The organism is Vibrio sp. CyArs1 (genome assembly GCF_022432925.1).
Classification (GTDB): Bacteria; Pseudomonadota; Gammaproteobacteria; order Enterobacterales; family Vibrionaceae; genus Vibrio; species Vibrio mediterranei.
Genome location: NZ_JAKRBO010000001.1, coordinates 236,928 through 259,600 on the forward strand (window position 1 = coordinate 236,928; position 22,673 = coordinate 259,600).

At 42.1% G+C, this 22,673-nt stretch carries 34 protein-coding genes; 33 read left to right on the forward strand and 1 reads right to left on the reverse strand.

The features are described 5' to 3' along the window. The first annotated feature begins 301 nt into the window (after nt 1-301). The 32 genes from MMA19_RS01060 to MMA19_RS01215 all read left to right on the forward strand — a co-directional run bounded on the left by MMA19_RS01060 (nt 302) and on the right by MMA19_RS01215 (nt 21,617). Entirely contained in the window at nt 302-2,137 is a 1,836-nt protein-coding gene (locus MMA19_RS01060; RefSeq protein ID WP_240205271.1) for a hypothetical protein, read from the forward strand. 241 nt (nt 2,138-2,378) lie between these two features. Next, nucleotides 2,379-2,783 (forward strand): VOC family protein, encoded by a 405-nt coding sequence (locus MMA19_RS01065; protein ID WP_240205272.1) that lies wholly within the window; start codon nt 2,379-2,381, stop codon nt 2,781-2,783. 126 nt (nt 2,784-2,909) lie between these two features. Continuing rightward, the gene (locus tag MMA19_RS01070; protein ID WP_240205273.1) at nt 2,910-3,326 is read left to right on the forward strand and encodes a GFA family protein; all 417 of its coding nucleotides are present in this window, start codon (nt 2,910-2,912) and stop codon (nt 3,324-3,326) included. A gap of 80 nt (nt 3,327-3,406) precedes the next feature. Then, nucleotides 3,407-3,727: a DUF4144 domain-containing protein gene (locus tag MMA19_RS01075; RefSeq protein ID WP_240205274.1), complete on the forward strand. Its 321-nt coding sequence runs from the start codon at nt 3,407-3,409 to the stop codon at nt 3,725-3,727. A gap of 47 nt (nt 3,728-3,774) precedes the next feature. Beyond that, nucleotides 3,775-4,542: a GNAT family N-acetyltransferase gene (locus MMA19_RS01080; RefSeq protein ID WP_240205275.1), complete on the forward strand. Its 768-nt coding sequence runs from the start codon at nt 3,775-3,777 to the stop codon at nt 4,540-4,542. A 160-nt stretch (nt 4,543-4,702) separates the two neighbouring features. Then, nucleotides 4,703-4,969 (forward strand): hypothetical protein, encoded by a 267-nt coding sequence (locus MMA19_RS01085; RefSeq protein WP_240205276.1) that lies wholly within the window; start codon nt 4,703-4,705, stop codon nt 4,967-4,969. Between the two features lie 7 nt (nt 4,970-4,976). Further along, nucleotides 4,977-5,618, forward strand: a complete 642-nt coding sequence (locus tag MMA19_RS01090; RefSeq protein WP_240205277.1) for an alanyl-tRNA editing protein — start codon at nt 4,977-4,979, stop codon at nt 5,616-5,618. A gap of 50 nt (nt 5,619-5,668) precedes the next feature. Further along, nucleotides 5,669-6,154: an ATP-binding protein gene (locus tag MMA19_RS01095; RefSeq protein WP_240205278.1), complete on the forward strand. Its 486-nt coding sequence runs from the start codon at nt 5,669-5,671 to the stop codon at nt 6,152-6,154. Between the two features lie 113 nt (nt 6,155-6,267). Then, nucleotides 6,268-6,732, forward strand: a complete 465-nt coding sequence (locus MMA19_RS01100; RefSeq protein ID WP_062459048.1) for an acyltransferase — start codon at nt 6,268-6,270, stop codon at nt 6,730-6,732. A gap of 146 nt (nt 6,733-6,878) precedes the next feature. Further along, on the forward strand, nt 6,879-7,316 hold the full coding sequence (locus MMA19_RS01105; RefSeq protein WP_240205279.1) for a GNAT family N-acetyltransferase: 438 nt from the start codon (nt 6,879-6,881) through the stop codon (nt 7,314-7,316). Between the two features lie 35 nt (nt 7,317-7,351). Next, nucleotides 7,352-8,125, forward strand: a complete 774-nt coding sequence (locus MMA19_RS01110; protein WP_240205280.1) for a hypothetical protein — start codon at nt 7,352-7,354, stop codon at nt 8,123-8,125. A 5-nt stretch (nt 8,126-8,130) separates the two neighbouring features. Beyond that, entirely contained in the window at nt 8,131-8,907 is a 777-nt protein-coding gene (locus MMA19_RS01115) for a carbon-nitrogen hydrolase family protein (RefSeq protein ID WP_240205281.1), read from the forward strand. 37 nt (nt 8,908-8,944) lie between these two features. After that, a complete protein-coding gene (locus MMA19_RS01120) occupies nt 8,945-9,445 on the forward strand; it encodes an opioid growth factor receptor-related protein (RefSeq protein ID WP_240205282.1) in 501 nt (166 codons plus the stop codon). 8 nt (nt 9,446-9,453) lie between these two features. Beyond that, the gene (locus tag MMA19_RS01125) at nt 9,454-9,690 is read left to right on the forward strand and encodes a hypothetical protein (RefSeq protein ID WP_240205283.1); all 237 of its coding nucleotides are present in this window, start codon (nt 9,454-9,456) and stop codon (nt 9,688-9,690) included. Nucleotides 9,691-9,758: 68 nt separating this feature from the next. Continuing rightward, nucleotides 9,759-10,232 carry a GNAT family N-acetyltransferase gene (locus MMA19_RS01130; protein ID WP_240205284.1) on the forward strand — a complete coding sequence of 158 codons (474 nt, stop codon included), beginning with the start codon at nt 9,759-9,761 and terminating at the stop codon, nt 10,230-10,232. A gap of 36 nt (nt 10,233-10,268) precedes the next feature. Then, entirely contained in the window at nt 10,269-10,799 is a 531-nt protein-coding gene (locus tag MMA19_RS01135; RefSeq protein ID WP_006073480.1) for a GNAT family N-acetyltransferase, read from the forward strand. 30 nt (nt 10,800-10,829) lie between these two features. Next, complete coding sequence (locus tag MMA19_RS01140) at nt 10,830-11,426, forward strand: DJ-1/PfpI family protein (RefSeq protein WP_240205285.1); 597 nt, start codon at nt 10,830-10,832, stop codon at nt 11,424-11,426. Nucleotides 11,427-11,600: 174 nt separating this feature from the next. Next, entirely contained in the window at nt 11,601-11,996 is a 396-nt protein-coding gene (locus MMA19_RS01145; RefSeq protein ID WP_006073476.1) for a DUF3465 domain-containing protein, read from the forward strand. 265 nt (nt 11,997-12,261) lie between these two features. Then, nucleotides 12,262-12,948 (forward strand): hypothetical protein, encoded by a 687-nt coding sequence (locus MMA19_RS01150; protein WP_240205286.1) that lies wholly within the window; start codon nt 12,262-12,264, stop codon nt 12,946-12,948. Nucleotides 12,949-13,040: 92 nt separating this feature from the next. Beyond that, a complete protein-coding gene (locus MMA19_RS01155; protein ID WP_240205287.1) occupies nt 13,041-13,565 on the forward strand; it encodes a GNAT family N-acetyltransferase in 525 nt (174 codons plus the stop codon). A 33-nt stretch (nt 13,566-13,598) separates the two neighbouring features. After that, nucleotides 13,599-14,063, forward strand: a complete 465-nt coding sequence (locus MMA19_RS01160) for an OsmC family protein (protein WP_240205288.1) — start codon at nt 13,599-13,601, stop codon at nt 14,061-14,063. Between the two features lie 112 nt (nt 14,064-14,175). Continuing rightward, a complete protein-coding gene (locus MMA19_RS01165) occupies nt 14,176-14,958 on the forward strand; it encodes a carbon-nitrogen hydrolase family protein (RefSeq protein ID WP_240205289.1) in 783 nt (260 codons plus the stop codon). A gap of 43 nt (nt 14,959-15,001) precedes the next feature. After that, nucleotides 15,002-15,379, forward strand: a complete 378-nt coding sequence (locus tag MMA19_RS01170; protein ID WP_240205290.1) for a DUF805 domain-containing protein — start codon at nt 15,002-15,004, stop codon at nt 15,377-15,379. A gap of 77 nt (nt 15,380-15,456) precedes the next feature. Beyond that, nucleotides 15,457-16,035: an O-methyltransferase gene (locus tag MMA19_RS01175; RefSeq protein WP_124942012.1), complete on the forward strand. Its 579-nt coding sequence runs from the start codon at nt 15,457-15,459 to the stop codon at nt 16,033-16,035. Between the two features lie 61 nt (nt 16,036-16,096). Then, on the forward strand, nt 16,097-16,606 hold the full coding sequence (locus MMA19_RS01180) for a hypothetical protein (RefSeq protein WP_198558851.1): 510 nt from the start codon (nt 16,097-16,099) through the stop codon (nt 16,604-16,606). 166 nt (nt 16,607-16,772) lie between these two features. Next, nucleotides 16,773-17,237, forward strand: a complete 465-nt coding sequence (locus tag MMA19_RS01185) for a GNAT family N-acetyltransferase (protein WP_240205291.1) — start codon at nt 16,773-16,775, stop codon at nt 17,235-17,237. A 162-nt stretch (nt 17,238-17,399) separates the two neighbouring features. After that, on the forward strand, nt 17,400-17,852 hold the full coding sequence (locus MMA19_RS01190; protein ID WP_006073459.1) for a GNAT family N-acetyltransferase: 453 nt from the start codon (nt 17,400-17,402) through the stop codon (nt 17,850-17,852). Between the two features lie 163 nt (nt 17,853-18,015). Beyond that, entirely contained in the window at nt 18,016-19,272 is a 1,257-nt protein-coding gene (locus MMA19_RS01195) for an Nramp family divalent metal transporter (RefSeq protein ID WP_261359877.1), read from the forward strand. Between the two features lie 244 nt (nt 19,273-19,516). Continuing rightward, entirely contained in the window at nt 19,517-20,032 is a 516-nt protein-coding gene (locus tag MMA19_RS01200; RefSeq protein WP_240205292.1) for a DUF523 domain-containing protein, read from the forward strand. Continuing rightward, nucleotides 20,025-20,858: a DUF3626 domain-containing protein gene (locus MMA19_RS01205; RefSeq protein ID WP_240205293.1), complete on the forward strand. Its 834-nt coding sequence runs from the start codon at nt 20,025-20,027 to the stop codon at nt 20,856-20,858. Before MMA19_RS01200 ends, MMA19_RS01205 begins: the two co-directional genes overlap by 8 nt. A gap of 47 nt (nt 20,859-20,905) precedes the next feature. Further along, on the forward strand, nt 20,906-21,370 hold the full coding sequence (locus MMA19_RS01210; protein ID WP_240205294.1) for a GNAT family N-acetyltransferase: 465 nt from the start codon (nt 20,906-20,908) through the stop codon (nt 21,368-21,370). 28 nt (nt 21,371-21,398) lie between these two features. Next, nucleotides 21,399-21,617 (forward strand): hypothetical protein, encoded by a 219-nt coding sequence (locus MMA19_RS01215; RefSeq protein ID WP_062458998.1) that lies wholly within the window; start codon nt 21,399-21,401, stop codon nt 21,615-21,617. Between the two features lie 77 nt (nt 21,618-21,694). Here MMA19_RS01215 and MMA19_RS01220 read toward each other — a convergent pair whose 3' ends face one another. Further along, entirely contained in the window at nt 21,695-21,925 is a 231-nt protein-coding gene (locus MMA19_RS01220) for a PAS factor family protein (protein ID WP_063603473.1), read from the reverse strand. 295 nt (nt 21,926-22,220) lie between these two features. Between MMA19_RS01220 and MMA19_RS01225 the strand changes: the two genes are divergently transcribed. Further along, entirely contained in the window at nt 22,221-22,469 is a 249-nt protein-coding gene (locus tag MMA19_RS01225; RefSeq protein ID WP_006074773.1) for a DUF3297 family protein, read from the forward strand. Nucleotides 22,470-22,673 lie beyond the last annotated feature (204 nt).

Sequence of the window (22,673 nt, forward strand, 5' to 3'; positions counted from 1 at the left end):
AAGCTCGAAAAAATCCTATTTGACATAGCCAACTCGAAGTAAGTCACTAAAAGAATTACGTGACATCGCTAATGCCGTTGCTCCGATCAACTTAGACATCATAGAACAGGTCATTCATGTGCGTTACCGTTGCGAAGCCATAAAATTGTATGTCAAGAAGCGGGCGAGTGGAGTTTGTGAAGGGGGGAGAAAAATTGGCGTTTGAGAAAAGTTATTCATGGTTTGGACGGGAGTTTATTTAAAAGCCTCACATTTATCGGCCCCATAATTGCCTTATATAATCTTAACAAGGAGTAGTAGGATGGTTAAAAAAAGAATAGCACTAGCTTTAGTTGCGGCGGCTGCCTTCAGTACGCAAGCTAATGCTAGTACTTCTACGAATCAGGTTGTTTTACCTCAATGCACATTTGATTACGCAAACATTAGCCAAGAGTTTGTTCAGCGGGTTGCTGTTTACGTAACCGATGATGTCTTGAAGTATGCCACCCGAGAAGATGTGTTGAATTGGCTAGACGAGCAACTTGAATACTCTAATAAGACATTCCAAAACTCCTGTGTAAAAATGCAGCAAGAACTTGCAATAGTACGTTTTGTGGAGAGTCCCGATGACCAGTTGAGTAGGGACGGTTCATATACTTTGCAGACAAACGAAATGACTGTAGTCACTTATAACGACTGGATTTCTGGATTGGACATTGATTCTTCACGACCCCTAGGGGTGACAACACCTATGGGTCGAACAAGTTCAGTGATCCTAGATGATTGGAAGAAAAGGTCTATCGATAGAGTTGTTTCTGTCAGACCTTATTACTTAAAAAGTGGTTCAGGTAATACTGTTTGTGGTGTAGCGAATGGAAAGTGGAGTAGACCCAATGCTGCTCCTCAATTGGCGAGCTATGCTCCCTATAATAGTTGGGGTGAGAACTCACCAAGTTCGGATATTTTCTCAACGGTGGCCTACCATAATGACCCAGTTTGTATTAGCGAAGATCTCATTGCTCACGAGATAAACCACACAAATGGTCTTGCTCACGAAAGAGGAAACCAACCAGCAGTTAATCTCGAAGATACATTAGGACTTGCTTATGAGTGCGGTGGTCAACGCTCACTAATGTACTCTGGAATCAACAACCAAAGGGATGTTCCATTCCTATCTACTCCTGACATTACGATAAACGGTGTGAAGTGTGGTGTTGAGGGGAGCAGTTGGGGTGTTAATAGTGTGGAAACGTTGCATTTCAACCTTGGTATTTCTATTTTGCACAATAGTCCACGTCAAACTCCCTATCAAGGGGTGATAGATGCAGGAGATCACCAACAAGTAGGTGATACTTCAACTTGGAACTACCTAACTAATGCACGTCATGGAAATATGGTGAAGTCTGGTAGCGTCAGTATTGATGCCGTTCCTAATTCAATTGTTGACCAAAATGGCACATTTACAGTAACAGTATCAAGGACTGATGTTTCAAAAGAGGGAAGTGCACTTGTGCGTATTCTAGGTAAAAGTAATACATACAGTGGTACCGACTTCGACAGTGAAGCGAAGGTTGATTTTGCAATTGGTGAGTCTCAGAAAATAGTCACACTTAACACGTTTGCTTCTGGCTTGATGCGAAATACAGGCACTGTAGATATCGTACTCCATTCTCCATATCAAATGGACTTGGGAACGGTAGCAAGTATTACTGTACCTTATGTTCCTTCACAGTACGGAGATATGGGTAAAGTAAAAATCTTAAACGCAACTGCTAAGTGTGTAACTGACTGCCAATCTGGAGTAGTGAATCTATTGCGTGAAGGAGGAACACAGGGGTCCATAACCGCAACGGTTACTCTCTCGAACGATGGGAAAGTCGTAGATACGCAGAATGTAGTGTTTGCAGAAGGGGAAACTGCGAAGACGGTACCTGTCAATCGCTCTGATCTTACATCATTATTGGTCACTGTAGATGCTAATCATCCGTCTTTAGTTACCTATGGTGGAGTCAAGTTTACAAATGATTCAGGTCCTATCAACCCACCTTCTGGTGATGCTAGTGGTGGTGGCGGTTCCACAAGTTTGTTCGCTTTCATTGGCCTATTGTTAGCTCTTTATTCAAGAAAGTGGGCTAACAAATGGATTCATGACTTCTAAGGAAGCAGATCCAATTATCAGAAATCTGAAAGTCATTGGGATAATGCAGCTAACAAATTACTTCAACGGACGGCTTAGGTTCGCTATTTTGGCTTGAAACTCTGTGTTATTGGTAGGGTTTTTCGTAAGCGCCGTTTAGTAAAGCGTTAGCTTACCATACCAACTACTATGGCGATGTTACGCTCATCATCTTCCACATTAATATCATCTCAAGCATGAGCCAAACAAAGGAAAACCAACCATGAGAGTCGTCCCAGAACTCTATTGTCAAAGCATCAAGGACAACATCAAGTTCTTTGTCGACGTGCTTGGCTTTGCTATCAAGTACCAACGAGAAGAAGAGAAGTTTGTTTACTTAACGCGTGAGGGAGTTGACTTGATGCTTGAAGGAGTAGGTGGCGACTCCCGAAAATGGTTAACTGGCAACTTAGAGCATCCATTTGGTCGAGGTGTTAACTTCCAATGGGATGTAAGCGATATCAACGCGTTATATTCAACAGTGCAGTCTAAAGCACCCAGTTCGATCTTTCTTCCCATGGAAAGCAAACCTTATTCAGTTGACGGTAAAACGGTCACACAAGCTCAGTTTATTGTCGAAAGTCCTGATGGCTACCTATTCCGATTCTGCGAAGATGAACATCAATGACAAGTGCTGAGTACATTATTTTAGTTACTTTCCCTCAAAGCCACTTTTCAGTTAGCAAACATCCATTTAAGTGAGCCAGTCACTCGAAAAAATCACAGTCTATTTCATTAAATTAGGAGTAGTTCAATGTCTTATACAGAAGCAAGTTGCCTTTGCGGCGCGGTGACAATCAAAGCCGAAAATGTTAATCCCAAGTTTACTGTGTGCCATTGCCAATCCTGCAGGAAGTGGGGCGGTGCTCCATATTTTGCAGTGAAGTGTGGTACTCAAGTGAAGATTGAAGGTGGTGATAAAGTTAAAATGTATCAGTCATCGTCTTGGGCTTCTCGTGGTTTTTGCACAGAATGTGGCACTCATCTTTTCTACAAGTTTAAAGCAACCGGTGATTACAATATGTCATTAGGTCTGTTTGCTAACGTAGAAGGGTTGGAAATGGACATGCAGTATTTTAGTGATATGCGCCCTGAGTATTATTGCTTTGCGAATGAGACCAAGGAAATGACCACTGAGGAGATCATGGCCTATTTTGCTGACGAGGTTTAGATCACTATTGAGCGAACGCTACAATGGCTTGTCTCACTTGTTATCGTTAGTGCTGATGGCATAAGTGTATAGGAACAACAATGGTTAGATGGCCGTGTATTTTCAAACTAGAGGGCGACCCAGAGCTTATGTATTTTGGCTCTGAGTCAGCGTTAGCGAGTGAATTAGAGTCTTTGATTTGGAGTAGTTCTGATCGCTTAATCGATAGTGATGGTCACAGCTTCATAATTTGCCAGGCGAGCGGACGTTATACATTCGAACTGAACGACTCTGTTTTGTCGTTATCTGAAATTATTCAACTTATTCAAGAGCACGAGTTTTCAAAGGCTGAAGTGTGTTTGACAAAAATACAGTTTGCGTCTGTGAAGCAGGCTATCCAATCGCTGTCGTTTGAGAAGTAAATGGAGTGGGAGATTCAAGTCGATAGCTTGATACCTATGAGGAAGCAATGAATATCATCAATGTCATGAAGGAATATAACGAGTTTGAGCGAAAAGCCATTAACTCGTTTAATGGTGTGCAAGAGTCTAACGATGAAATCACGCGCTTTGTTTCTGAAGACGACTATGGCAGCTATATTTCTTATTTTGATTTCGACGAACAACGAGCAGAGTCCCTTGTTAAGGAACAGCTTGAGTATTTTCAAGCGCGAAATCTCAGCTTTGAATGGAAGACTTATAGTAGTGATGTGCCCGTTAACTTGGGGCAAATTTTGTCGCAATATGGTTTTCAACAAGAGGCAACCGAGTCTTTTATGGTGTTGGACCTCGAAAATGCCGAAAATGGAGCGTTCGATGATTCACTCATAACTGAAGTTTCGGATAGCAAAGGCATTCGGGATGCCATCAGGGTACAGGAACAAGTCTGGGGTGGCGATTATGAGTGGCAATACAACTACTTGTTTAAGCTTAAGCAACAGGAGCCAGATTCAATCTCTATTTATGTGGTTTATGTCGATGGCCACCCAGTGACATCGGCATGGTTAACGTTTAATGGCAACAGCCCATTTGCAGGAATTTGGGGCGGCAGTACGGTGAAAGCGTTTAGAAGTAAAGGATTCTATAGCCAGTTGCTCAACAAGCGTATCGCTGAAGCCAAGTCTAGAGGAATGAAATATCTTACTATTGATGCCTCGGATATGAGTAAGCCTATTGTTGAAAAGCGTGGTTTTAAAGTGGTGGCAACAACGACGGGTTATACGTCACCTAATAACTAATTGGGTGACATGCTTCAAGCCATATTTGTTAGGTAGTAGTAATCATGGGTTGCTCATCGCTAAAAAGTGCTAGCGACGCCATAGAATTACCGTCAGTGTTGCATACTGTTGTCAAAACCATTAATACTAGCTTTTGACTGTCTGATAACCGAGTTGAATTATGGAAGCACCAAAAGAAGAACTTCTAGCTTTATTAGTTAAAGAGTGTGAGCTATACACGTCTATACCTGCCAGTGAGCATCAGCAAAAGCGCGATAAAAAGTGTTTTATCGGTGGAATCATGACGGCCTGCCGTGTGGTAGGTATCAGTTATCAGGAATTGAATTCGATTATTGAGTCAATGCCAAAGCAACCGAAGTTCAAGGATTTAGACGAGGAGTTGTCGACTCCTACTTATGTTCGAAATAACGTAGATATTAAGTTGTAGGTTGCGGATGACTGAAAAAGTATTTTGGATTAACCCATACCAAACTGAGCTGCGTTCCGAAGTTACTCATATTGAAGGCAATAACGTTGAATTAAACAAGACGATATTTTACGCAGCGGCTGGGGGACAAGAAAGCGATAGTGGGACGATTCACGATGTCTCCGTTTTACAGGCTACCCAAAACGGTTCACGTATTATCTATACCTTAGCCTCGCTACCAGATTTTGAAGTTGGGGATACGGTTGTAACGTGTATTGATTGGGAGCGTCGCTATTCCTTAATGAAACTGCATTTTGCTGCGGAGGTTGTGTTAGAAAAACTATATCAACGCTGTAGTGGCATTGTGAGAATAGGCGCTCATATTGCACAAGATAAGAGTCGTATTGACGTTGAATGGCCAGAAAATTTAACCGCGTTATTGAAGGAAGTCGAAACAGAGTCGCAACTGCTCATTGATTCTGACGCAAGAATTATCAGTGATTTCTCTGACAAAGAAAACGAGCGCAGATACTGGAAAGTAGAAGGCTTTACTCAGGTACCATGCTGCGGTACCCACTTAAATAGAACATCTGAAGTAGGGCAGATCCGGCTAAAACGTAAAAATTTAGGTAAAGGCAAAGAACGCGTAGAGATAACGTTGTGCACATAGTTGGTTTTACCACAACTTTGACTAAGTGTGATTAACCTAATGGGGACGACATGGAAAGTTTAGGCAAACTGATTTTCTTTTGTGGAAAAATGGGTGCTGGCAAGACAACACAATCCAAGCTGATTGCGGCCAAGCAAAGGGCGGTACTTATTTCTGAGGATGAGTGGTTAGCCGCACACTATCCCAGTCAAATCCACTCGTTTGAGGACTACATCAAGTTCTCTACTCTTATTAAACCTTTTATTAAGTCACATGTTCAGAGCTTATTAACGGTGGGCGTTGATGTGGTAATGGACTTTCCTGCCAATACAGTTAGACAGCGTTCGTGGTTTTCATCTCTATGTTCTGAAGTGCAATGTGCTCATGAGCTTTGCTATCTCGATGTGTCGGATGAGGTTTGTTTGGTTCAAATCGGCAAGCGTCGGGTTGAGCAGCCAGAAAGGGCACATTTTGACACAGAGGATGTGTTTCATCATGTGACGCAGTACTTTGAAGAACCGACGGACGATGAAGGTTTGAACATAGTGAAGGTATAAAATCCGTTTGGTAACTTGATTGGCTTGCGTGGACCAAGCCGTTAACCCTTCTAAATCCGACCCATCCGTTTAACACCTATCTATCTTTTAAAACCAAATATTCTGGAGTACTAATGGCGAACCCAAGACTATTAAAGTCTCAAATCACCGACATTGTTTGTGGTGAAAACGTCACGATTATCGAACCTGCGAATGTCTATGGCTGTGAGTTAAAAGATGAAGTATTTGTTGGCCCATTTGTTGAGATACAAAAGAACTCAGTTATCGGTGCTCGAACTAAAATCCAATCGCACAGCTTTATTTGTGAATATGTGACTATCGGTGAGGATTGCTTTGTAGGTCACGGGGTTATGTTTGCCAATGACCTTTTTAAGAGCGGTCAACCCGATCCAAACCCAGAGAGTTGGGGACGTACTGTTATTGCCGACAACGTGACGATAGGGTCAAACGCTACCGTTCTGTCGGTCAATATCTGTGAAGGGGTTGTTATCGGTGCCGGAAGTGTCGTGACAAAGGACATTACCGAGAAAGGTATTTACGCAGGGAATCCGGCTAAAAAACTACGAAGCTTGCCTTAAGTTAGAAAAGTAATTATAAACAAGGTGTTAGTGCCATTTTTCATAGTATTTTGTTTGACTGAGTAAGTTGGTGAACGACATAGCATAGAGTGGCAAGTGGTATTGAAAACGCCACACCAACCATACAGTAAAACAAAGGAATGACCATGGACGTTACTATTGGCAAGAGTCTTGAACAGATTTCAATGGGTCAAGCTATACGCTATCAAGTATTTACGCTTGAACAAAATATCCCAACAGAGTTGGACTTGGATGGGTTGGATAATGACTCATTTCACGCTCTAGTCTGGGATGGCGGTAAGCCTGTCGCGACCGCTCGTTTAACGGTGAATCAAGACGGTTCGTCGACCATGGCGCGAGTGGCGGTTTCTGAGGAATATCGTGGTGATGGCGTTGCATCAAAAATAGTCCGGGCCCTAATAAAACATGCCAGCAATATCGGAGTGAGATGTATCGATATCCACGCCCACGCTTATTTAAGAAAGTACTACGAGAACTTTGGATTTGAATATATCAGAGAAGTTGAGATTGTTGGTGAGCATCAGCTTATTGAAATGAAGTACCAAATGGAACCTACCGTTTAATTACGTGGGTCGTGCAGTACAGCTTGGATAAAAAGATGAATAAAAGTGTGTTGGTAGTGGGTTCGATTGTTGTCGTCGTATCGCTATTTTACTTTGGTAAGCGAAGTGGAGAAGAATTGTCTTTGCCGGAATGTGAGCTAACTAAGGTTGCTGAAACGCCAGTGTTTTTCTTTACCGATGACTCTATTGATGAACATCGGTTACAGGAATATATCGACTATTCAAACTTAGTATTAAGCAACTCATGTGTTCCCATTAAGCGTACCTTGGCGGGCGTCTCCAACATCGATACCGGCAAATTTAAAGGGAATGAGGTTGGGAAATTGCATCAACAGCTGTTAAAGCAAATGACACCAAATGACCATGAAAAGCTCAAACAAACCGATAGTTACTATGTGTTGGTGCTCCCGAGCAGCCACGAGCTCACAGAAGATGGGACGTTAGGGATCGCCCATGTGAACTTTAGTCGTCGATTCTTGATCTTAAGTTCAGATAGTGACGTGCATGTTTTAGAGCATGAACTTGGGCATTTGGCTTGGGCATGGCATAACGATACGCCAGATTACTGGTTGAAAGGGGGACTACTGCCTGAGTTTCATAAACATATTAGGTCATATGCCAGAGGGGCGTTGTGCGGTGATGCTGGTACCGTTATGACTTATGCTGAGAATCAATTGCCAGTTTACTCATCACCAGATATTAAGTACTACGGCAAAGCATGTGGTAATGAAAATAGTGCTAACAATGCGCGTCTTATGCGCGAGTTCGCGGCCTCTTTGTTAAGCACCGAAGACGATTTCAAGGAGTAGACACTGTGAAGTTTGCATTATTACAGTTCCCAATTAGTGCTCAATCAACCGAAAACCATGAACAAATCAAGCGTGCTATCTTCGAAGCTAAGTGCGATGGTGCAGATGTATTAGTTACTCAAGAATGCGCCTTGTCTGGTTATCCACCAATTGAAATTGGTGCTGTTGCCGATATTGATTTTGAACTTCAAGACGCTGCGTTTAATCAGATTGTAGATTTGGTTAAACACACGCAAATCACTGTTTTCTTTGGGCTTATTTGCAAGTTTGGAGATAAAGCAGCAAATTCTGTTGCGATCATCCAACCCTCAGGTGAGGTGTTTTACTACGACAAAAGAGCCCTGTGGGGTTGGGACGCGGAGAATTTTGACGTAGGGAATGACTTCAATGGTGTTGTCGATATTCAGGGTATTAAGGTTGGTGTTCGAATCTGTTACGAAATTCGATTCCCTGAGTACTTTAGAGAACTCTATAGAGAACAGGTCGATGTCGCTATCGTGAGCTTATGTGATGTCCAACAAGAGTTTGATGCCAATCGTTATTCAATTATTAAATCGCATCTTGTGACTCGGGCGATTGAAAATGTGTTTACAGTGATATCGGTTAACTCGACAACCTTTGAGCAAACCGCTCCGACGGCAGTTATCGATAAACAGGGTAATCTTGTTGTTGAAGCAGAGCGAAACAAGAAATCTATCACCTATTTCGACTATGAAAAGACGGAACATGGCTTTGGTGCCAAAGGCTGTGTCACATACTCAAATAAGCTATTAGGTTTATAGCTAAAAATACAACAATAACTATTGTCAGGGTGAATAAATGAGTGAGATTGCTCGTTTTATATCTGGAGAAAGTCCAGATAAATTTGGTCGCTATATTGATGAGCTATTGGCTTATAACCATTTTTGGTTGGAGCATGATCATAAGTATATTCAGGTGTTCTTCCCAATCGACGAGGGCACCAAGTTTAATCAGCATGCTCCTTTAGTAACACAGAAAGATAGAGACTTGTTTGCCAATTCAGAAGCACTTCGAGTTGCTCATTTGAAGATACTTGATGTCATGTTGGATTTTTGGGGAATGCAGAGAAATGGATTTGAAATCACCTCTGTCTTGCCGCTGAGTGGGAAGAATCACGTTTGGTTAAAAAGCCACGATCATAATCAATTGAGACTAACACGAGCGATTCGCAGTCTGTATTTACTGGGCAATGAACAGGTTGCAATAAACCTATCTGAGTTTCTCTTTACTGCAGCTAATGAAGACGGCACTGTGTCGGATAAAACGATCCAATATTGGCGTAATGCCTTGGAGGGCTAGAACAACTAATGAGCCAGTACAGTACGGAGAAGATGAAGGCGTTCTGTTGTAATTGCAAGGCGTTAACACAGCATAAATACACCTTGTTTGGTACAGAGAGTAAACAACATAAGAGTGAAGCTACGGGCTTTTTCTCTGGGTTATTCTCAGCGATATTAATGTCTTTGATGGATGGAGAGGCGACAGGTGATTATAAATGCCAGAACTGTGGAACCTACCTGCATACCCCTGACTATTTAGATTGATTTTCTTATATAACGCTTCGGCGTTAATAGAGTCTATAACGAATATTCACCCCCAAATTGGAGCCCTTATGCACTTCACAATCAGAAAAGCACGAGCAAGTGATGCACTAGCAATCAGTCAGTTAATTATCCCTCTAACCAAGAAATACGTCTGCCCTGACTGCGATGAATCTGTGCACAATGTGTTGCTAGGCTCTATGTCTCCAGAACGCATTGAAGGGTATATGGCAAGCAATTATTCCTACGTTGTCGCTGTATCGGAAAGTAACGAGGTTATCGGCGTTGGTGGCGTTCGTGATAATACGCACTTGTACCACTTGTTTGTTCATGATGAATATCAAGGGAAAGGTTTGTCGCGTCAACTTTGGGAGAAGGTGAAAGGGGTTGCATTACAAAACGGAATGAAAGGCCGGTTTACCGTTAATTCTGCGCTTAGTGCAGAGAACGTTTATCTGAAATTTGGCTTTAAACGTATAGACGGAGTAAGACGTGAGAAAGGTATGGTTGATATCCCAATGGTATTAGATGTTACTGAAAAATGATTAGGCCAAATTGGTGTTTATTAAGGAGTATTGCCCGTGGAATCAGACAGAATAAAACTCGTTCCTCCTTCATTGGAGTACCAGCCTAAAATGTTGGCGGCAATCCAAGCGAGTAAAGCGGAGCTTGGAGAATATCTTCCTTGGGTACCATATGCTTTGACCCAAGAAGAATCGGTGGAGACCACCAAACAAGCGATGGCAGATTTTGAAAACTTCGAAAATGAACTGCGCTTTTCAATCATTGATAAAGAGACCGATACGTTGGTAGGCGCTGTAGGATTGATCATTCGTGATAAGGCGGTGCCATTTTTCGAAATTGGTTATTGGCTGAATACATCAAGCGTAGGCTCCGGTTATGTAACTGAGGCGGTAAAGCTTGTGGAGCAGTATGCCTTTGAATCATTAAAGGCGAACCGGGTGATTATCAGAGCTGCTGAAACGAACGCAAAAAGTCGTTCAGTTGCTGAGCGTTGCGGCTATCACTTAGAGGGCATTGCGCTCAATGAACGTCGATTGCCAAACGGTGAGCTATGTAACACCGTGATTTACTCAAAAATCAGTTTATAGAAAGCGATGGTTGTTTAGGAGCTGGGTTATATGGATATAGCAATACTAACGTTTGATGGATTTAACGAACTGGACTCTTTTATTGCCTCGGCAATTTTGAATCGAATGAAACCGCATGGGTGGAATGTTCAGATAACGTGTCCGACGGATGTGGTGACATCAATGAATGGCGTAGAGGTGGTAGCGCAGCAGCCGTTAGAGTTTGCAAATCAAGCCGATGCCGTGTTGTTTGGCAGCGGTATGTTGACGCGACAAATTGCAACGGACCAAACCATTCTGTCACGGCTTTCTCTTGATCCTAACAGGCAAATCATTGGCGCACAGTGTTCCGGTACGTTGCTTCTGGCTGCGTTGGATTTACTGAATGGAGTATCCGCTTGTACTGACCTCACCACGAAACCTTGGGTCCAAGATCTAGGCATCGAGGTGCTGGAACAACCTCTACATGCACACGGTAATGTGGCTACATCCGGTGGTTGTATGTCTTCGCAGTACTTAGCGGCTTGGGTGATCGCTAAGTTAGCCGATAGAGAACAAGCGGAGTCCGCGATTCATTACGTAGCTCCGGTTGGAGAGAAAGAAGAGTCGATTAGACACTGTATGTCGGTAATAGAGGCGTACTTATAAAAAGCGAATGAGATTGCTGTTCTGTTAATAGTTCTACGGCGCTATGACTGACTGATTATGTCGCAAAACCCTAGTTCTTTGTTGAGATTGTAAATTCAACTAGTATCATATTGATTTGCGATTTATTTAGGATACAGCCGTTTATTTTTACGGCGTAATCAAAGGAATGAAACATTGAAACGTTATCTAGCCCTATTCGCGTTAGCACTTAGTTTAATTTCTCCCATTATACATGCGAACGATGTTCAGCTTAGACGTGCTTATGAAAATCAACAGAGTGATCTTCAGGTAAAAGGCGAGGGCACAGTGTCTAGAGTACTTTCTGATGATAACAAAGGCTCGAGACATCAAAGGTTTATATTACGCTTGGACAGCAGACAAACGTTGCTGGTTGCTCATAATATTGATTTGGCACCACGCATCCCAGATCTGAAAGTGGGCGATAGAGTGCAGTTTTACGGTGAATATGAATGGAATAACAAAGGCGGTGTTATTCATTGGACTCATCACGACCCTAGAAATAGGCATGAGCATGGTTGGTTAAAGCACCAAGGTGAGGTATACCAATAGCACTTAATATCGACAAAAAGACAATAAGCCCTTATTTGTGAAAATAAGGGCTTATTTCTCTCCGTCCTCTAACATACACACGAATACCCTTTCATACATATTGAGAGCTCTCACAATGATATTCTCAGCGAACAAAATTACGTAAGTCTGTCGGTAGATTGGCTCTGGATTTGTTTTTGTTGAGCAATTCGAAAGCGTCAATGGCACCAACACTCAGCTTAGGTTGAAAGTGACAGATCATGCAGCAAAATGTAGGCAGTGTTTGATGGGCAAATCTAAACGAACCATTCCTTTATTTCTGACATTCTCATTGATTGTTGTGTTTCTTACTATATTCGCGGGAGCGAGTTTGATGGGAGAGAATCATAGAATCAATGAAGTGCTCAACGAGCGCTTTAAGAGGTTCAAAACCGAAGATTTTTCTGCGCCTTGCTTTCCTATTGCCGTTGATTCGCATTTGGTGAATATCGACGAGTCTAAGACTTGTAACAACCAAAACTTTTTACTCTACATTAGTTTGTTGAAGCGTTTCGATTTAATGGATGGCAGTGCGTATACGCTCAAGATTAAGCGCAATAGTTTTTGGATACCGTTTCTGTTTTCGGATGAAGTTGGCGTGAGCATTCGGCTGCAAAAAGAAGATGAGAATAACGGGTTCTCTTTTGATTGGTTGCCATTTGTCGAACAGCCAGAAGAACACTACATCGATGGCTTGTTTGTGATGGGGCGTGATCATTGGAAATGGACAATCAACGACGTAGTGATAAACGATGCGAAACTGCAACAGATATTCACGGAGTACGAGCAAACGGTCGACTTTAATAAACACATCGAAAAAGTTGGCTCTCGCTATGAATTCAAAAATGGTGTGGTGGATAGCGAAAGTGCCAGCGATTTTGATAAGCGGTTACTGAGATTCAATCTTCAAAAAGTCACGGAGTTTTTGAAGTAATCGACTCAGCTGTCTAGAAGCGAAGGTATTATGTCTGCTATGGTTGTTGGCATAAAGAACTAGCACCTTGCAAACATAAAGGAATCAATAACATGGAACTGGTTACTCCTTCGTTAGAACGGATGCAAGCCTTTGCGGTTTTCTATCAAGATTTTGAGATCCACGATGTGGACAATGCGGAGTATTACCGCGAAGGCGTCAGTGATTTTCCGAAATATGTTCAGCGTTTAATCGATGAAGAAAAGGGCGTCAATTTACGCCAAGGCTATGTGCCTTGCAGTCATTTTTGGTTGCTAGATTCTGAACAGAGAATTCTAGGTGCGATTCGTGTCCGTCATCATATTAATAATGAATTTCTGTCATCAGAAGGTGGTCATATTGGTTACGACATTGCCCCTTCATATCGAGGGGTAGGCTATGGAAAGCATATGCTCAAACTTGTTTTACCTAAAGCGAATGCCTTAGGCATAGAACGAGCCTTGGTGACCGCAGATGAAGATAACGTCGCTTCAAGACGCGTTATTGAATCCAATGGCGGTGAGTTAGAAAATATCGTCATGGGAGAGGTGTTTCCTAACCCAATTGCGAGATATTGGGTTGAATGCATTCAAGGTTAGTTTAATTATCGCCATTGCTATCAGGAGGATGAAATGTCAGAGCATTACACACAGATAAGTTGGAAGCGAAAACAGGACGAAGTATTTAGTGATAATAACTATAGCCGTGGTCATGTATGGGAATTTGATGGCGGTTTGACGGTCCCTGCATCACCTTCACCTCATGTGGTGCCATTGCCTCTCTCTATAGAAGAAAACATTGATCCAGAGGAAGCCTATATTGCTGCTTTATCAAGCTGCCATATGCTGGTTTTCTTATCGATTGCTGCAAAACGAAAATATGTTATCGACAGCTACATCGATAAAGCTGTTGGAATACTTGCAGAGAATGAAGCGGGAAGAATGGCAGTCACCAAAGTCATTTTGCGCCCGGATGTAGTGTTCTCTGGAGAGCGTGTACCTACCCGAGAACAGCTTGAAAAAATGCACCATTTGTCGCATGAAAACTGCTTTATCGCCAATTCTGTAAAGACTGAAATTGTGACCGAAATTAGTTAAGGATTGGTGTCGTCCGATCGAGTTCTGACAATACCCGACAAAACCACTATACAATTCATTGAATAGCTATCGTATGTTAGATCAAGTTTAACAAGGACAAGGCTATTCAGTGATGAAGATCTCTATTGTTCAAACCGATGTGGTCTATAAAGACAAACATCAGAATCTACTTCAAGTCACTCAACTTCTCTCAGAAACTCAAGAGGTTGGAGATGTCATCTTGTTGCCTGAATTGTTTTCTACTGGCTATATTTTTGACTCGCCTCAGGATATCCATGAGTTGTGTGAGGAGTATCAACACAGTCCCACCATTGAAACGTTACAGCAACTGGCTGCGACTTATCAATCAGTCATCGTTGCTGGTATTGCAGAGCATCATGAAGGGCGTTTCTGCAATAGCGTTGCAGTTATAGATAGCGCTGGTCTACAGCACCGCTATAGAAAAATCAGCCAAACCAATATCGACAAACAGTACTTCTCTCGTGGTGATTCATTGCTGACGTTTGAATACCAAGGTTATGTTTTCGGAGTCGCGATTTGTTTTGACTTGTGGTTTCCGGAAATTACTCGCGAATACGCAATATCCAATGTCGATGTTTTGTTGCATCCAGCAAACTTTGGTGGCGAACAGAGCCTACTTCTCTCTCGCACCAAAGCGATTGAAAACCACTGTTATGTAGCGACTTGTAATCGAGTCGGCATAGATAAAACCCAGAGTATCGTTGGCGAATATTGTGGTAATAGCCAAGTGATATCGCCCAGTGGTGAAATTTTGGCGCAGCTGAAATCTGTAGCTGCTGTTGAAACTATCGAACTGAGTAAGATCGAGACCAAGAAAGTGATTGGTGTGGATCTGATAAGTGAGATTGGGCAGATAGAAAAGCAGCTTAAGTAAAATCTGTTCTTTAATGAGATAACAAACAAAAGGTAAGTGGTCTATGAATTGGTTTCTAAGCGTATTAAAACGGCCTGTTGATTTTAAAGGTCGCGCCAGGCGGAAAGAGTATTGGTATTTCTTTTTATACAGTTTGATATTAACGATCATTTTGTCAGTGATAGATAATGCACTTGGCTGGTACAACCCTGCGGAAGAAGTCGGGATTTTGAGTGGGGTGTTCACGCTGTTGATTTTGTTACCGAGCTTAGCTGTCACCGCACGTCGTTTACACGATACCGGTCGCTCTGGCTGGTGGATGTTGCTGTATATCATTCCAATAATCGGTTTTTTAATACTACTGTACTTCTTGGTGTTGGACAGCAAACCAGAGTCCAATCAGTATGGTAGTAACCCGAAGGCATACGAGATTAACGGATAATCGTTTTTGCTCAGATCTGGAGTTCAGATCTGAGCTGGTCTTGTTTAATTAGCGCCACATTACAAGGAAGCTGAAATATGAATACTAAGACGCAACAGGTTTTAGAACGATTGGAGCGATTAGGCAATGACAACGATCGTCTGCAGTCAGAGCGAGCGAAAAAGTACCTCAACATTACAAAAGATACCGGTGAGTTTCTCTCAGTGCTGGTTAAAGCCACGAATGCTCAGCGTATCTTAGAAATTGGCACCTCAAATGGATACTCAACGATTTGGTTAGCCGCATCAATCCCGAACACCGGAATGGTGCACACCATTGAAGTCAACCCTCTCAAGATAGAAGAGGCCCGTGACAACTTCGAACAAGCTCAAGTTTTGCAGAATATTACCCAATGGTCAGGCGATGTTTGTGAGGTTCTAAAGCAGACACCGGAACAGGTCGATTTCATTTTTCTCGATGCAGACAGAAGCGATTATTTGTCCATTGCTGAGCCTCTGTTCTCACGCCTAAAACCAGGTGGATTGCTTGTGTGTGACAATGCCATATCTCATGCTTCAGAGCTAGAAGGGTTTGTCGCTTGGGTAGAGAGTCAAAGTAACTTAACTACGTCGTTGGTTCCTGTTGGGAAGGGGGAGTTGCTGGTCTTGAAAAGATAGAATCGTCATAAAATCATAAGGTTATTTTGAAAAAATTGCTCAAGGTCATTCAGTTTCATAAGTGCTTGGTTTAGTATTTGTTTCCCAAAAACATAACAATATGAGAATGAATGTGAAAATAATAAAATTACTGCTGTCATTAGGTGTCTTTGCGTTATTAACGGGATGTGCGACTAGGCTGGAAGCCACGGTTGCTCCGGGACAGTCATTAAGTGAGTTGGGGAATGTATATGTCCAGCATTTCTCGCCAGACAAAAGACACTTGAATTATGTAATTGCCGATAAGTTAACTTTGTTGGGTTATCCTGCTACACCACTTAATAGCGATAACATCCCTGATGATGCGGACATTGTAATTACATATGTTGATAACTGGCAGTGGGACATTACAAACTACATGATAAAAATAAAGATTGATTTTAGAAAAGCAGCAAGTAGGCAACTATTGATTACGGGTGAATCTTACCGTACGTCATTAGCTAGAAAAGATCCTGATCTGATGATTCAGGAGGCACTAGAGAAAATTCTTCAAGAAGCAGGGCTTAGGTACAATCATATAGCCATGAATTGAGCTTTGATTTGGAGAGCTTGATATATCAATAAGGGTTCGGAACGTGGGTTTTGAACCTTTTTTGTTTTCTAGGTATTAAAAATCTAAATGTTGAAATTAACTATGTTTAAGCTCTACTTACCATGATATTTTCATTCCATCCGAGTCCCTTTTTAGAAGCTGAAACATGAACATAGCGTTAAGAACCATCACGGGTGACAACTTCTACGCAATCTGTCAGCTTGAAGTCGCCCCTCATCAAACTTCACATATTGATAGCAATGCTATCTCTCTAGCGGAAGCAAATTTTATGGCGTCTCCGTGGTATAGAGCTATCTATGTCAAAGAACAACCCATTGGCTTTATTCTGGTTAACGTCGACTCACAATCCAATAGACTTTCACTGTGGCGATTTATGGTAGATAAAAACTATCAAAAGCAAGGCTTCGGTAGACAAGCTATCACTTTGCTTTATCAGGAGTTGAGACAAGAGTTTGGAACAATAGATTTGTTTACGAGTGTCGTTCGTGATGAAAAAGGGCCTAGGCACTTTTACCTAAGCTGTGGTTTTGTCGAGACTGGCACCTTAGTGGAAGGGCGAGAGATTGAGTTGGTGTTTTCTTTGGATTCGAACTTCAATAATGCTGATTAGTGAAGTGTGTTTGCACGGAGGAAGTGATTATCAATTCATGTTTTCTGGCTCACAAGCTTCGCGACATTATGAGTGGTTAATCTACTTCAAAGAAAGGCTTAACGTGGTTCACGAGGAATGCCGTGTTAATAGCAAAATATCTGTAATAGGAACGATCAAAGCATGCAATTAGAAAAAGTAACGAATAACAATTTAAATGCGGTATTGGCGTTGCAATTGGATGAAGCACAACGCGATTTCGTCTCAGAAAATGTTGTCTCAATGGCTCAAGCTGCGGTGAATCCGGATTATCAACCGAGAGTTGCTATGGTTGATGGTGAAGTCATAGGATTTGTCATGTATAGCGAATGGAAAAATGCGCCATGGGCAACGAGTGACAAACTTGGTGAGTACTATATTTTTCGTGTGATGACGGATAAGTCGTATCAAGGAAAGGGGTATGGCCGTTTGATGATGGAGGCACTTATCAAAGAAATTGAAGAGCTTAAACCTAAAGCGATACACATAGGCTACTGTGATGAGAATAAGGTAGCCCAACAATTCTATCAAAAACTTGGGTTTAAAGAATACGGACGATTCGATTGGGGAGATATAGCTGCAAGCATCGTTTACTGATCGTGATGGTTAAAGTTGCATCTGATTTTTGATAGGTAATATGTATTAATTATTGGTAATTAAGTGGTGAAAACTTAGTTATCATTTTTATGCACAAAGATGCGATTGATTATCATTTGCGTGCGAGTATCATTTCTCTATAGACGAAAGAGGAATGATACTTATGAATGGCGCATCCATATACGCAGATGCTAATGCGGCACAAAAAGCATCATCATTTGCCAAAATAAAACGTAAGTTACTGATGTTAGGGCCGGCGTTTATTGCAGCCATTGGCTACATCGACCCAGGTAACTTCGCGACAAATATTGAATCAGGATCTTCATTTGGTTACCAACTACTTTGGGTAGTGCTTTGGGCGAACTTAATGGCGATGTTGATTCAGTATTTGTCTGCCAAACTGGGTATTGTTACAGGGAAAAACTTAGCCGAACATTTACGTGATCACCTACCGAATAAATGGGCGGTTGGATTTTACTGGATTCAAGCAGAGATCATTGCCATTGCCACTGATCTAGCCGAGTTTATCGGCGCCGCAGTCGGTTTCCAATTAGTATTTGGCATAAGCTTAATGGAAGGGGCTCTGATAACCGCCGTTGTGACAGTTATGATTCTAATGCTGCATCAAAAAGGACAAAAGCCTTTAGAAGTAGTGATAGGGTCTTTACTCATGCTTGTTGCGGTTATTTATATTGCCGAACTCTTCTTCGCTCACCCAGCAGGTGGTGAGATGATGACAGGCTTGCTTACACCTAGCTTTACTGATTCTCGTCAAATCTACCTTGCCGCGGGGATTCTGGGGGCGACGGTGATGCCTCATGTTATCTACCTTCATTCTGCTTTGTTTAAGAACAGCTATGGGGAAAGTACTGAGACTCGCCTTCGCAGTACTCGATTTGATGTGTTGATCGCGATGGTTATTGCAGGATTCGTCAATATCGCCATTGTGGCGATGGCAGCAGCGGTCTTTCATTACTCTGGCAACCAACACGTTGCTGAAATTGAAACGGCTTATATGACACTAACACCATTAGTCGGTAAAGCAGCGTCGGTTTTATTTGGTGTGTCACTAATTGCTTCGGGTTTATCTTCTACTGTCGTTGGTACTATGGCGGGTCAAGTCGTGATGAAAGGGTTTGTTCGCTTTTCTATTCCGATGTGGTTACGTCGCTTTATTACTATGGCGCCATCGTTTGTCGTCATAGGCATGGGGATGAACACTACTGATATCCTAGTGATGAGCCAAGTTGTTTTGAGTTTTGGGATCGCGCTCGCCATTATCCCACTGCTTATTTTTACCAACAGTAAACGTTTAATGGGAGAGTTCAGAAATAACAAATGGGTTTCTTATGCGGGTATGGTGATTGTAAGTTTAGTGCTTGCTTTGAACGCCTACTTGATGTTCACATTAATCGTCTAAGTGTGATTATTTCTCAATATAACGGAAGCCGAGTGGCTTCCGTTTTTGCGTTTAGATTATTCTCTTTTCAAAGCGTCTTTTCTTTATCGCATACAGAGCTTGAAACCCTTAAATACACAATTGTTAGAAGTTCGACAAGATCTTGATTTACTGATTGAATATCTAACTCCAATTATCGATTATGCTTAGTACACGTCATTCAATTGATTATCACCTTGCTTTACAACCCATCAAGGAGAAAACGTTGGAAAAAGTCCTAATTAGTTCATGCTTGCTAGGGAACAAGGTTCGCTACAATGCGAGTGGGTTATCTATTTCTGAGCAAGATTTAGTTTGGCTCAAGCTGAATGTCGAATTAATAGTTATGTGTCCCGAAGTCTCGGCAGGTCTTCCTACGCCGAGACCGCCAGCAGAAATTGTTTTAGGACAAGGTGCCGATGTTATTGATCGCAAAGCTTCTGTTGTTGGGGATGACGGTCATGAGGTGACCGCTGAATTTTTGCACGGTGCAGAGCTTGCACTTAAGAAGTGTCGTGAACAGGGTATTCGTTACGCCATACTAGCAGAGGGTAGTCCGTCATGTGGCAGCGTACAGATTTATGATGGCACATTCACAGGCGTAAAAATTCCCGGGCAAGGAGTGACTACCGCCATGTTAATTAGGGAAGGCATCAAGGTGTATAGTCAACATACTCTCGCCAATCTCAAACATGAGTTGGAAACGTTGGAGTTGCATGAGCGGATGGAAGTTCATGGATAAAGACATCATAAGTACAGCACTGGATAATATACGAGCTAAATCGAAGGGTAAGCCATCCGCGAATACTAGCCGCATTACGATCAACTTTCATCCTGATAGATACACGCCTGAAGGGCTGCCTCTTTTGCTCGCCATCGCCAAAGATGGTGAGCTGAAATCCCAGTTTGAAACCAATACGAGTAACGGTGGCTTGACGGCTTTTGAAGGTGGCGACCGTTGGTTATGGGAACAACGGGTATTTGATGGTGCTTATGACCGTGCACCTATGAATTTGAGGCCGAAGTACGGCGCGGTTAACTTCCGAAACTATGCGAACGGAGCATCACCTAGGTTTGGGTCGGCGTTTTTTGAGTTAAAACCGCATGTGCTCGAACGAGCGACGTATTGTTACCCAGATAGTTTTTTTGAACCAGAAGATTTTGCTGTTTCAGAAACACTTAATAACTTGATCAATATAGCAACGTCTTCTTCTGCAGACTTACTTGATGACTACATTGAAGCACACATTCACGGGACAGTATCGTTAAAAGATGACGTTGAGTGCTTAGTCTTAGATCCTGTTTTCCAAGCCACTATGATTGAACAATATGCGCTTGAATTGGGTATTCCCATCCAGTGGCATAACGGCTATCAACTGTCTATTGAAACAATGAATCAATACCCCGATTATCGAGGTGTGCAGTTTATCGAATTAGCGAGAGAACTAGCGCGAGATGGAATGATCGATGCAAAGTTACTTGGTTTGGCGGTAACGGAGCAGCACTTTGACGAGCAAGATATTAAGAAAATCTGGCACTACTTAGCGAGGTTTGGATATCGAGCTTAAGCCATAAAGGCGATCAAAATGTGATTGGCTATTGTTGAGAGCACGCTATGAAGATTGTAAAAGTTGATAGCTCAAATATGCAGATATACGCAAATTTATATCAGGGTTATGCGGCCGAATTTTCAAGAATCATTGATGACAAACCAGATGCTAGTGGACTGTTCGAAATTTATCCAAAAATCGAGGGCAAGGTATCAGGCTATTTACTTTATTTGGATGGAATACTCGCGGCATTAGCTGCGATTGAAGAAAAAACACCAAAATGTTATGAAATCTGTGATTTCTATGTACTTCCTTGTTTTCGTAAGAATAAAGTCGGTAAGCAGTTTATTACTCAATTATTTATGCAACTCCAAGGTACGTGGGAAATCAAACAAGTCGCCGGAGCTGATCACGCAGTGAGTTTCTGGCGTGATGTCGTTGGTGAGTACACCTCACAAAACTATGTGGAAGATAAGTATCAAGACCACAAGTGGGGTTTGGTTACAAGGCAGTGTTTTGGCCACGTGTAGGTTAACCGGGGAATAACAGGGTGATTCGATGACGCGATTAAAGTTTAATGTGTTTGGTCAAATCATGTCAGTGACACGAGAGCACGATACTTGGGTTTTGTATCGAGAATCACAAGTGGGTATTAGGGCAAAGATCTATGATGTCGTGATACCTTCTGACTTAAAGGAAGAGGATTTAGTCACCTATTTAGATGATATTTACCATGAGATGGCCAGCGTTAAATTTCCAAGAGTGTTGAAGCTGTGAACAATAAAAAGTGGGTGATGGAGTATGACTACAAACAGAGCGTTGATTCTAACATTTTGAGAATCAACGCTTATTTTTTATGAGTTTAAGATTGAATCGGCAAGATTAACGGCATTGTCGAGACGTTCTTTGTCGTCAAGTCGTCCTAGGCTGGCTGGAGCAAGTACGTTGGTATAGAGAGCAACCTGCTTGCTAAAGGGCAGTTCTAGTTGCTCATACAAATCTTGACGGATTTGTGCATGTTGTTCCGGGGCATGATCAGCAAGACGAATTAAAGTATCGTAAATAAGAGTTTTAGTAGTATCCATGGTTCATTATTTTGTGTGTAGCTTCGGGGGACCCCAAGTTTATCCTTTTTTGTAGCAGAATCTCTGTGATGTAGATCGATGTTGTAATTGAAATGTAAAAATATGTGCTTGGTTGCGCACCAGGGTGGGGACGCTTTTCCTTCCATTAAGTTGTATAGTTCGAAGAGCCATAGATTGGTGTTGCTGGTTTGCGCATTATTAGAGCAGTCGAGATTCGGTATGCCATGACTTTTCTTGAGCGCTGGTACGGTATTGACTACAATAAGCCACTTCTTAAATACACTAGGTCATAATCATGAGCGACAACAACGCAAAGCCAGCTTTACCCGATCACCTATCAGGTAACCCACGCAGCCCACACCACGTAGCTGAGTGTTTTGAGCACCAGATTGGTATTCGCCTAAATGGTAAAGAGCGTACTGATGTTGAAGAATACTGCATCAGCGAAGGTTGGGTAAAAATCCCTTCACCAAAGGCACTGGATCGTCGCGGTCAACCTATACTAATCAAATTAAAAGGCACTGTGGAAGCGTACTACGTTTAATTCGTTAACCACGGTTGCTTGTTCAACACATAGAGGTATCGCCCGATGTCTTTATGTGTTGATATTCCATTTTCCACTCCACATCAAGTTCTGCGCTATTCCTTGTCTACCGTGACAGTTCCTTACGATCACTCAGATTAAGATATGTTAATTTATCTTATCTACATTACGTTAAATTGAAATGTTCTAATGAGATCTCAAGGA

Excerpts from the sequence above, each read along its gene's own strand:
- MMA19_RS01195 (WP_261359877.1), top strand. The coding sequence starts at position 18,016 with ATGAATGGCGCATCCATATACGCAGATGCTAATGCGGCACAAAAAGCA.
- MMA19_RS01105 (WP_240205279.1), top strand. The coding sequence starts at position 6,879 with ATGGACGTTACTATTGGCAAGAGTCTTGAACAGATTTCAATGGGTCAA.
- MMA19_RS01205 (WP_240205293.1), top strand. The coding sequence starts at position 20,025 with ATGGATAAAGACATCATAAGTACAGCACTGGATAATATACGAGCTAAA.
- MMA19_RS01095 (WP_240205278.1), top strand. The coding sequence starts at position 5,669 with ATGGAAAGTTTAGGCAAACTGATTTTCTTTTGTGGAAAAATGGGTGCT.
- MMA19_RS01155 (WP_240205287.1), top strand. The coding sequence starts at position 13,041 with ATGGAACTGGTTACTCCTTCGTTAGAACGGATGCAAGCCTTTGCGGTT.
- MMA19_RS01080 (WP_240205275.1), top strand. The coding sequence starts at position 3,775 with ATGAATATCATCAATGTCATGAAGGAATATAACGAGTTTGAGCGAAAA.
- MMA19_RS01165 (WP_240205289.1), top strand. The coding sequence starts at position 14,176 with ATGAAGATCTCTATTGTTCAAACCGATGTGGTCTATAAAGACAAACAT.
- MMA19_RS01100 (WP_062459048.1), top strand. The coding sequence starts at position 6,268 with ATGGCGAACCCAAGACTATTAAAGTCTCAAATCACCGACATTGTTTGT.
- MMA19_RS01150 (WP_240205286.1), top strand. The coding sequence starts at position 12,262 with ATGGGCAAATCTAAACGAACCATTCCTTTATTTCTGACATTCTCATTG.
- MMA19_RS01190 (WP_006073459.1), top strand. The coding sequence starts at position 17,400 with ATGCAATTAGAAAAAGTAACGAATAACAATTTAAATGCGGTATTGGCG.
- MMA19_RS01160 (WP_240205288.1), top strand. The coding sequence starts at position 13,599 with ATGTCAGAGCATTACACACAGATAAGTTGGAAGCGAAAACAGGACGAA.
- MMA19_RS01210 (WP_240205294.1), top strand. The coding sequence starts at position 20,906 with ATGAAGATTGTAAAAGTTGATAGCTCAAATATGCAGATATACGCAAAT.
- MMA19_RS01125 (WP_240205283.1), top strand. The coding sequence starts at position 9,454 with ATGAGCCAGTACAGTACGGAGAAGATGAAGGCGTTCTGTTGTAATTGC.
- MMA19_RS01225 (WP_006074773.1), top strand. The coding sequence starts at position 22,221 with ATGAGCGACAACAACGCAAAGCCAGCTTTACCCGATCACCTATCAGGT.
- MMA19_RS01170 (WP_240205290.1), top strand. The coding sequence starts at position 15,002 with ATGAATTGGTTTCTAAGCGTATTAAAACGGCCTGTTGATTTTAAAGGT.
- MMA19_RS01220 (WP_063603473.1), bottom strand. The coding sequence starts at position 21,925 with ATGGATACTACTAAAACTCTTATTTACGATACTTTAATTCGTCTTGCT.
- MMA19_RS01185 (WP_240205291.1), top strand. The coding sequence starts at position 16,773 with ATGAACATAGCGTTAAGAACCATCACGGGTGACAACTTCTACGCAATC.
- MMA19_RS01075 (WP_240205274.1), top strand. The coding sequence starts at position 3,407 with ATGGTTAGATGGCCGTGTATTTTCAAACTAGAGGGCGACCCAGAGCTT.
- MMA19_RS01175 (WP_124942012.1), top strand. The coding sequence starts at position 15,457 with ATGAATACTAAGACGCAACAGGTTTTAGAACGATTGGAGCGATTAGGC.
- MMA19_RS01060 (WP_240205271.1), top strand. The coding sequence starts at position 302 with ATGGTTAAAAAAAGAATAGCACTAGCTTTAGTTGCGGCGGCTGCCTTC.
- MMA19_RS01120 (WP_240205282.1), top strand. The coding sequence starts at position 8,945 with ATGAGTGAGATTGCTCGTTTTATATCTGGAGAAAGTCCAGATAAATTT.
- MMA19_RS01215 (WP_062458998.1), top strand. The coding sequence starts at position 21,399 with ATGACGCGATTAAAGTTTAATGTGTTTGGTCAAATCATGTCAGTGACA.
- MMA19_RS01090 (WP_240205277.1), top strand. The coding sequence starts at position 4,977 with ATGACTGAAAAAGTATTTTGGATTAACCCATACCAAACTGAGCTGCGT.
- MMA19_RS01110 (WP_240205280.1), top strand. The coding sequence starts at position 7,352 with ATGAATAAAAGTGTGTTGGTAGTGGGTTCGATTGTTGTCGTCGTATCG.
- MMA19_RS01085 (WP_240205276.1), top strand. The coding sequence starts at position 4,703 with ATGGAAGCACCAAAAGAAGAACTTCTAGCTTTATTAGTTAAAGAGTGT.
- MMA19_RS01070 (WP_240205273.1), top strand. The coding sequence starts at position 2,910 with ATGTCTTATACAGAAGCAAGTTGCCTTTGCGGCGCGGTGACAATCAAA.
- MMA19_RS01065 (WP_240205272.1), top strand. The coding sequence starts at position 2,379 with ATGAGAGTCGTCCCAGAACTCTATTGTCAAAGCATCAAGGACAACATC.
- MMA19_RS01130 (WP_240205284.1), top strand. The coding sequence starts at position 9,759 with ATGCACTTCACAATCAGAAAAGCACGAGCAAGTGATGCACTAGCAATC.
- MMA19_RS01140 (WP_240205285.1), top strand. The coding sequence starts at position 10,830 with ATGGATATAGCAATACTAACGTTTGATGGATTTAACGAACTGGACTCT.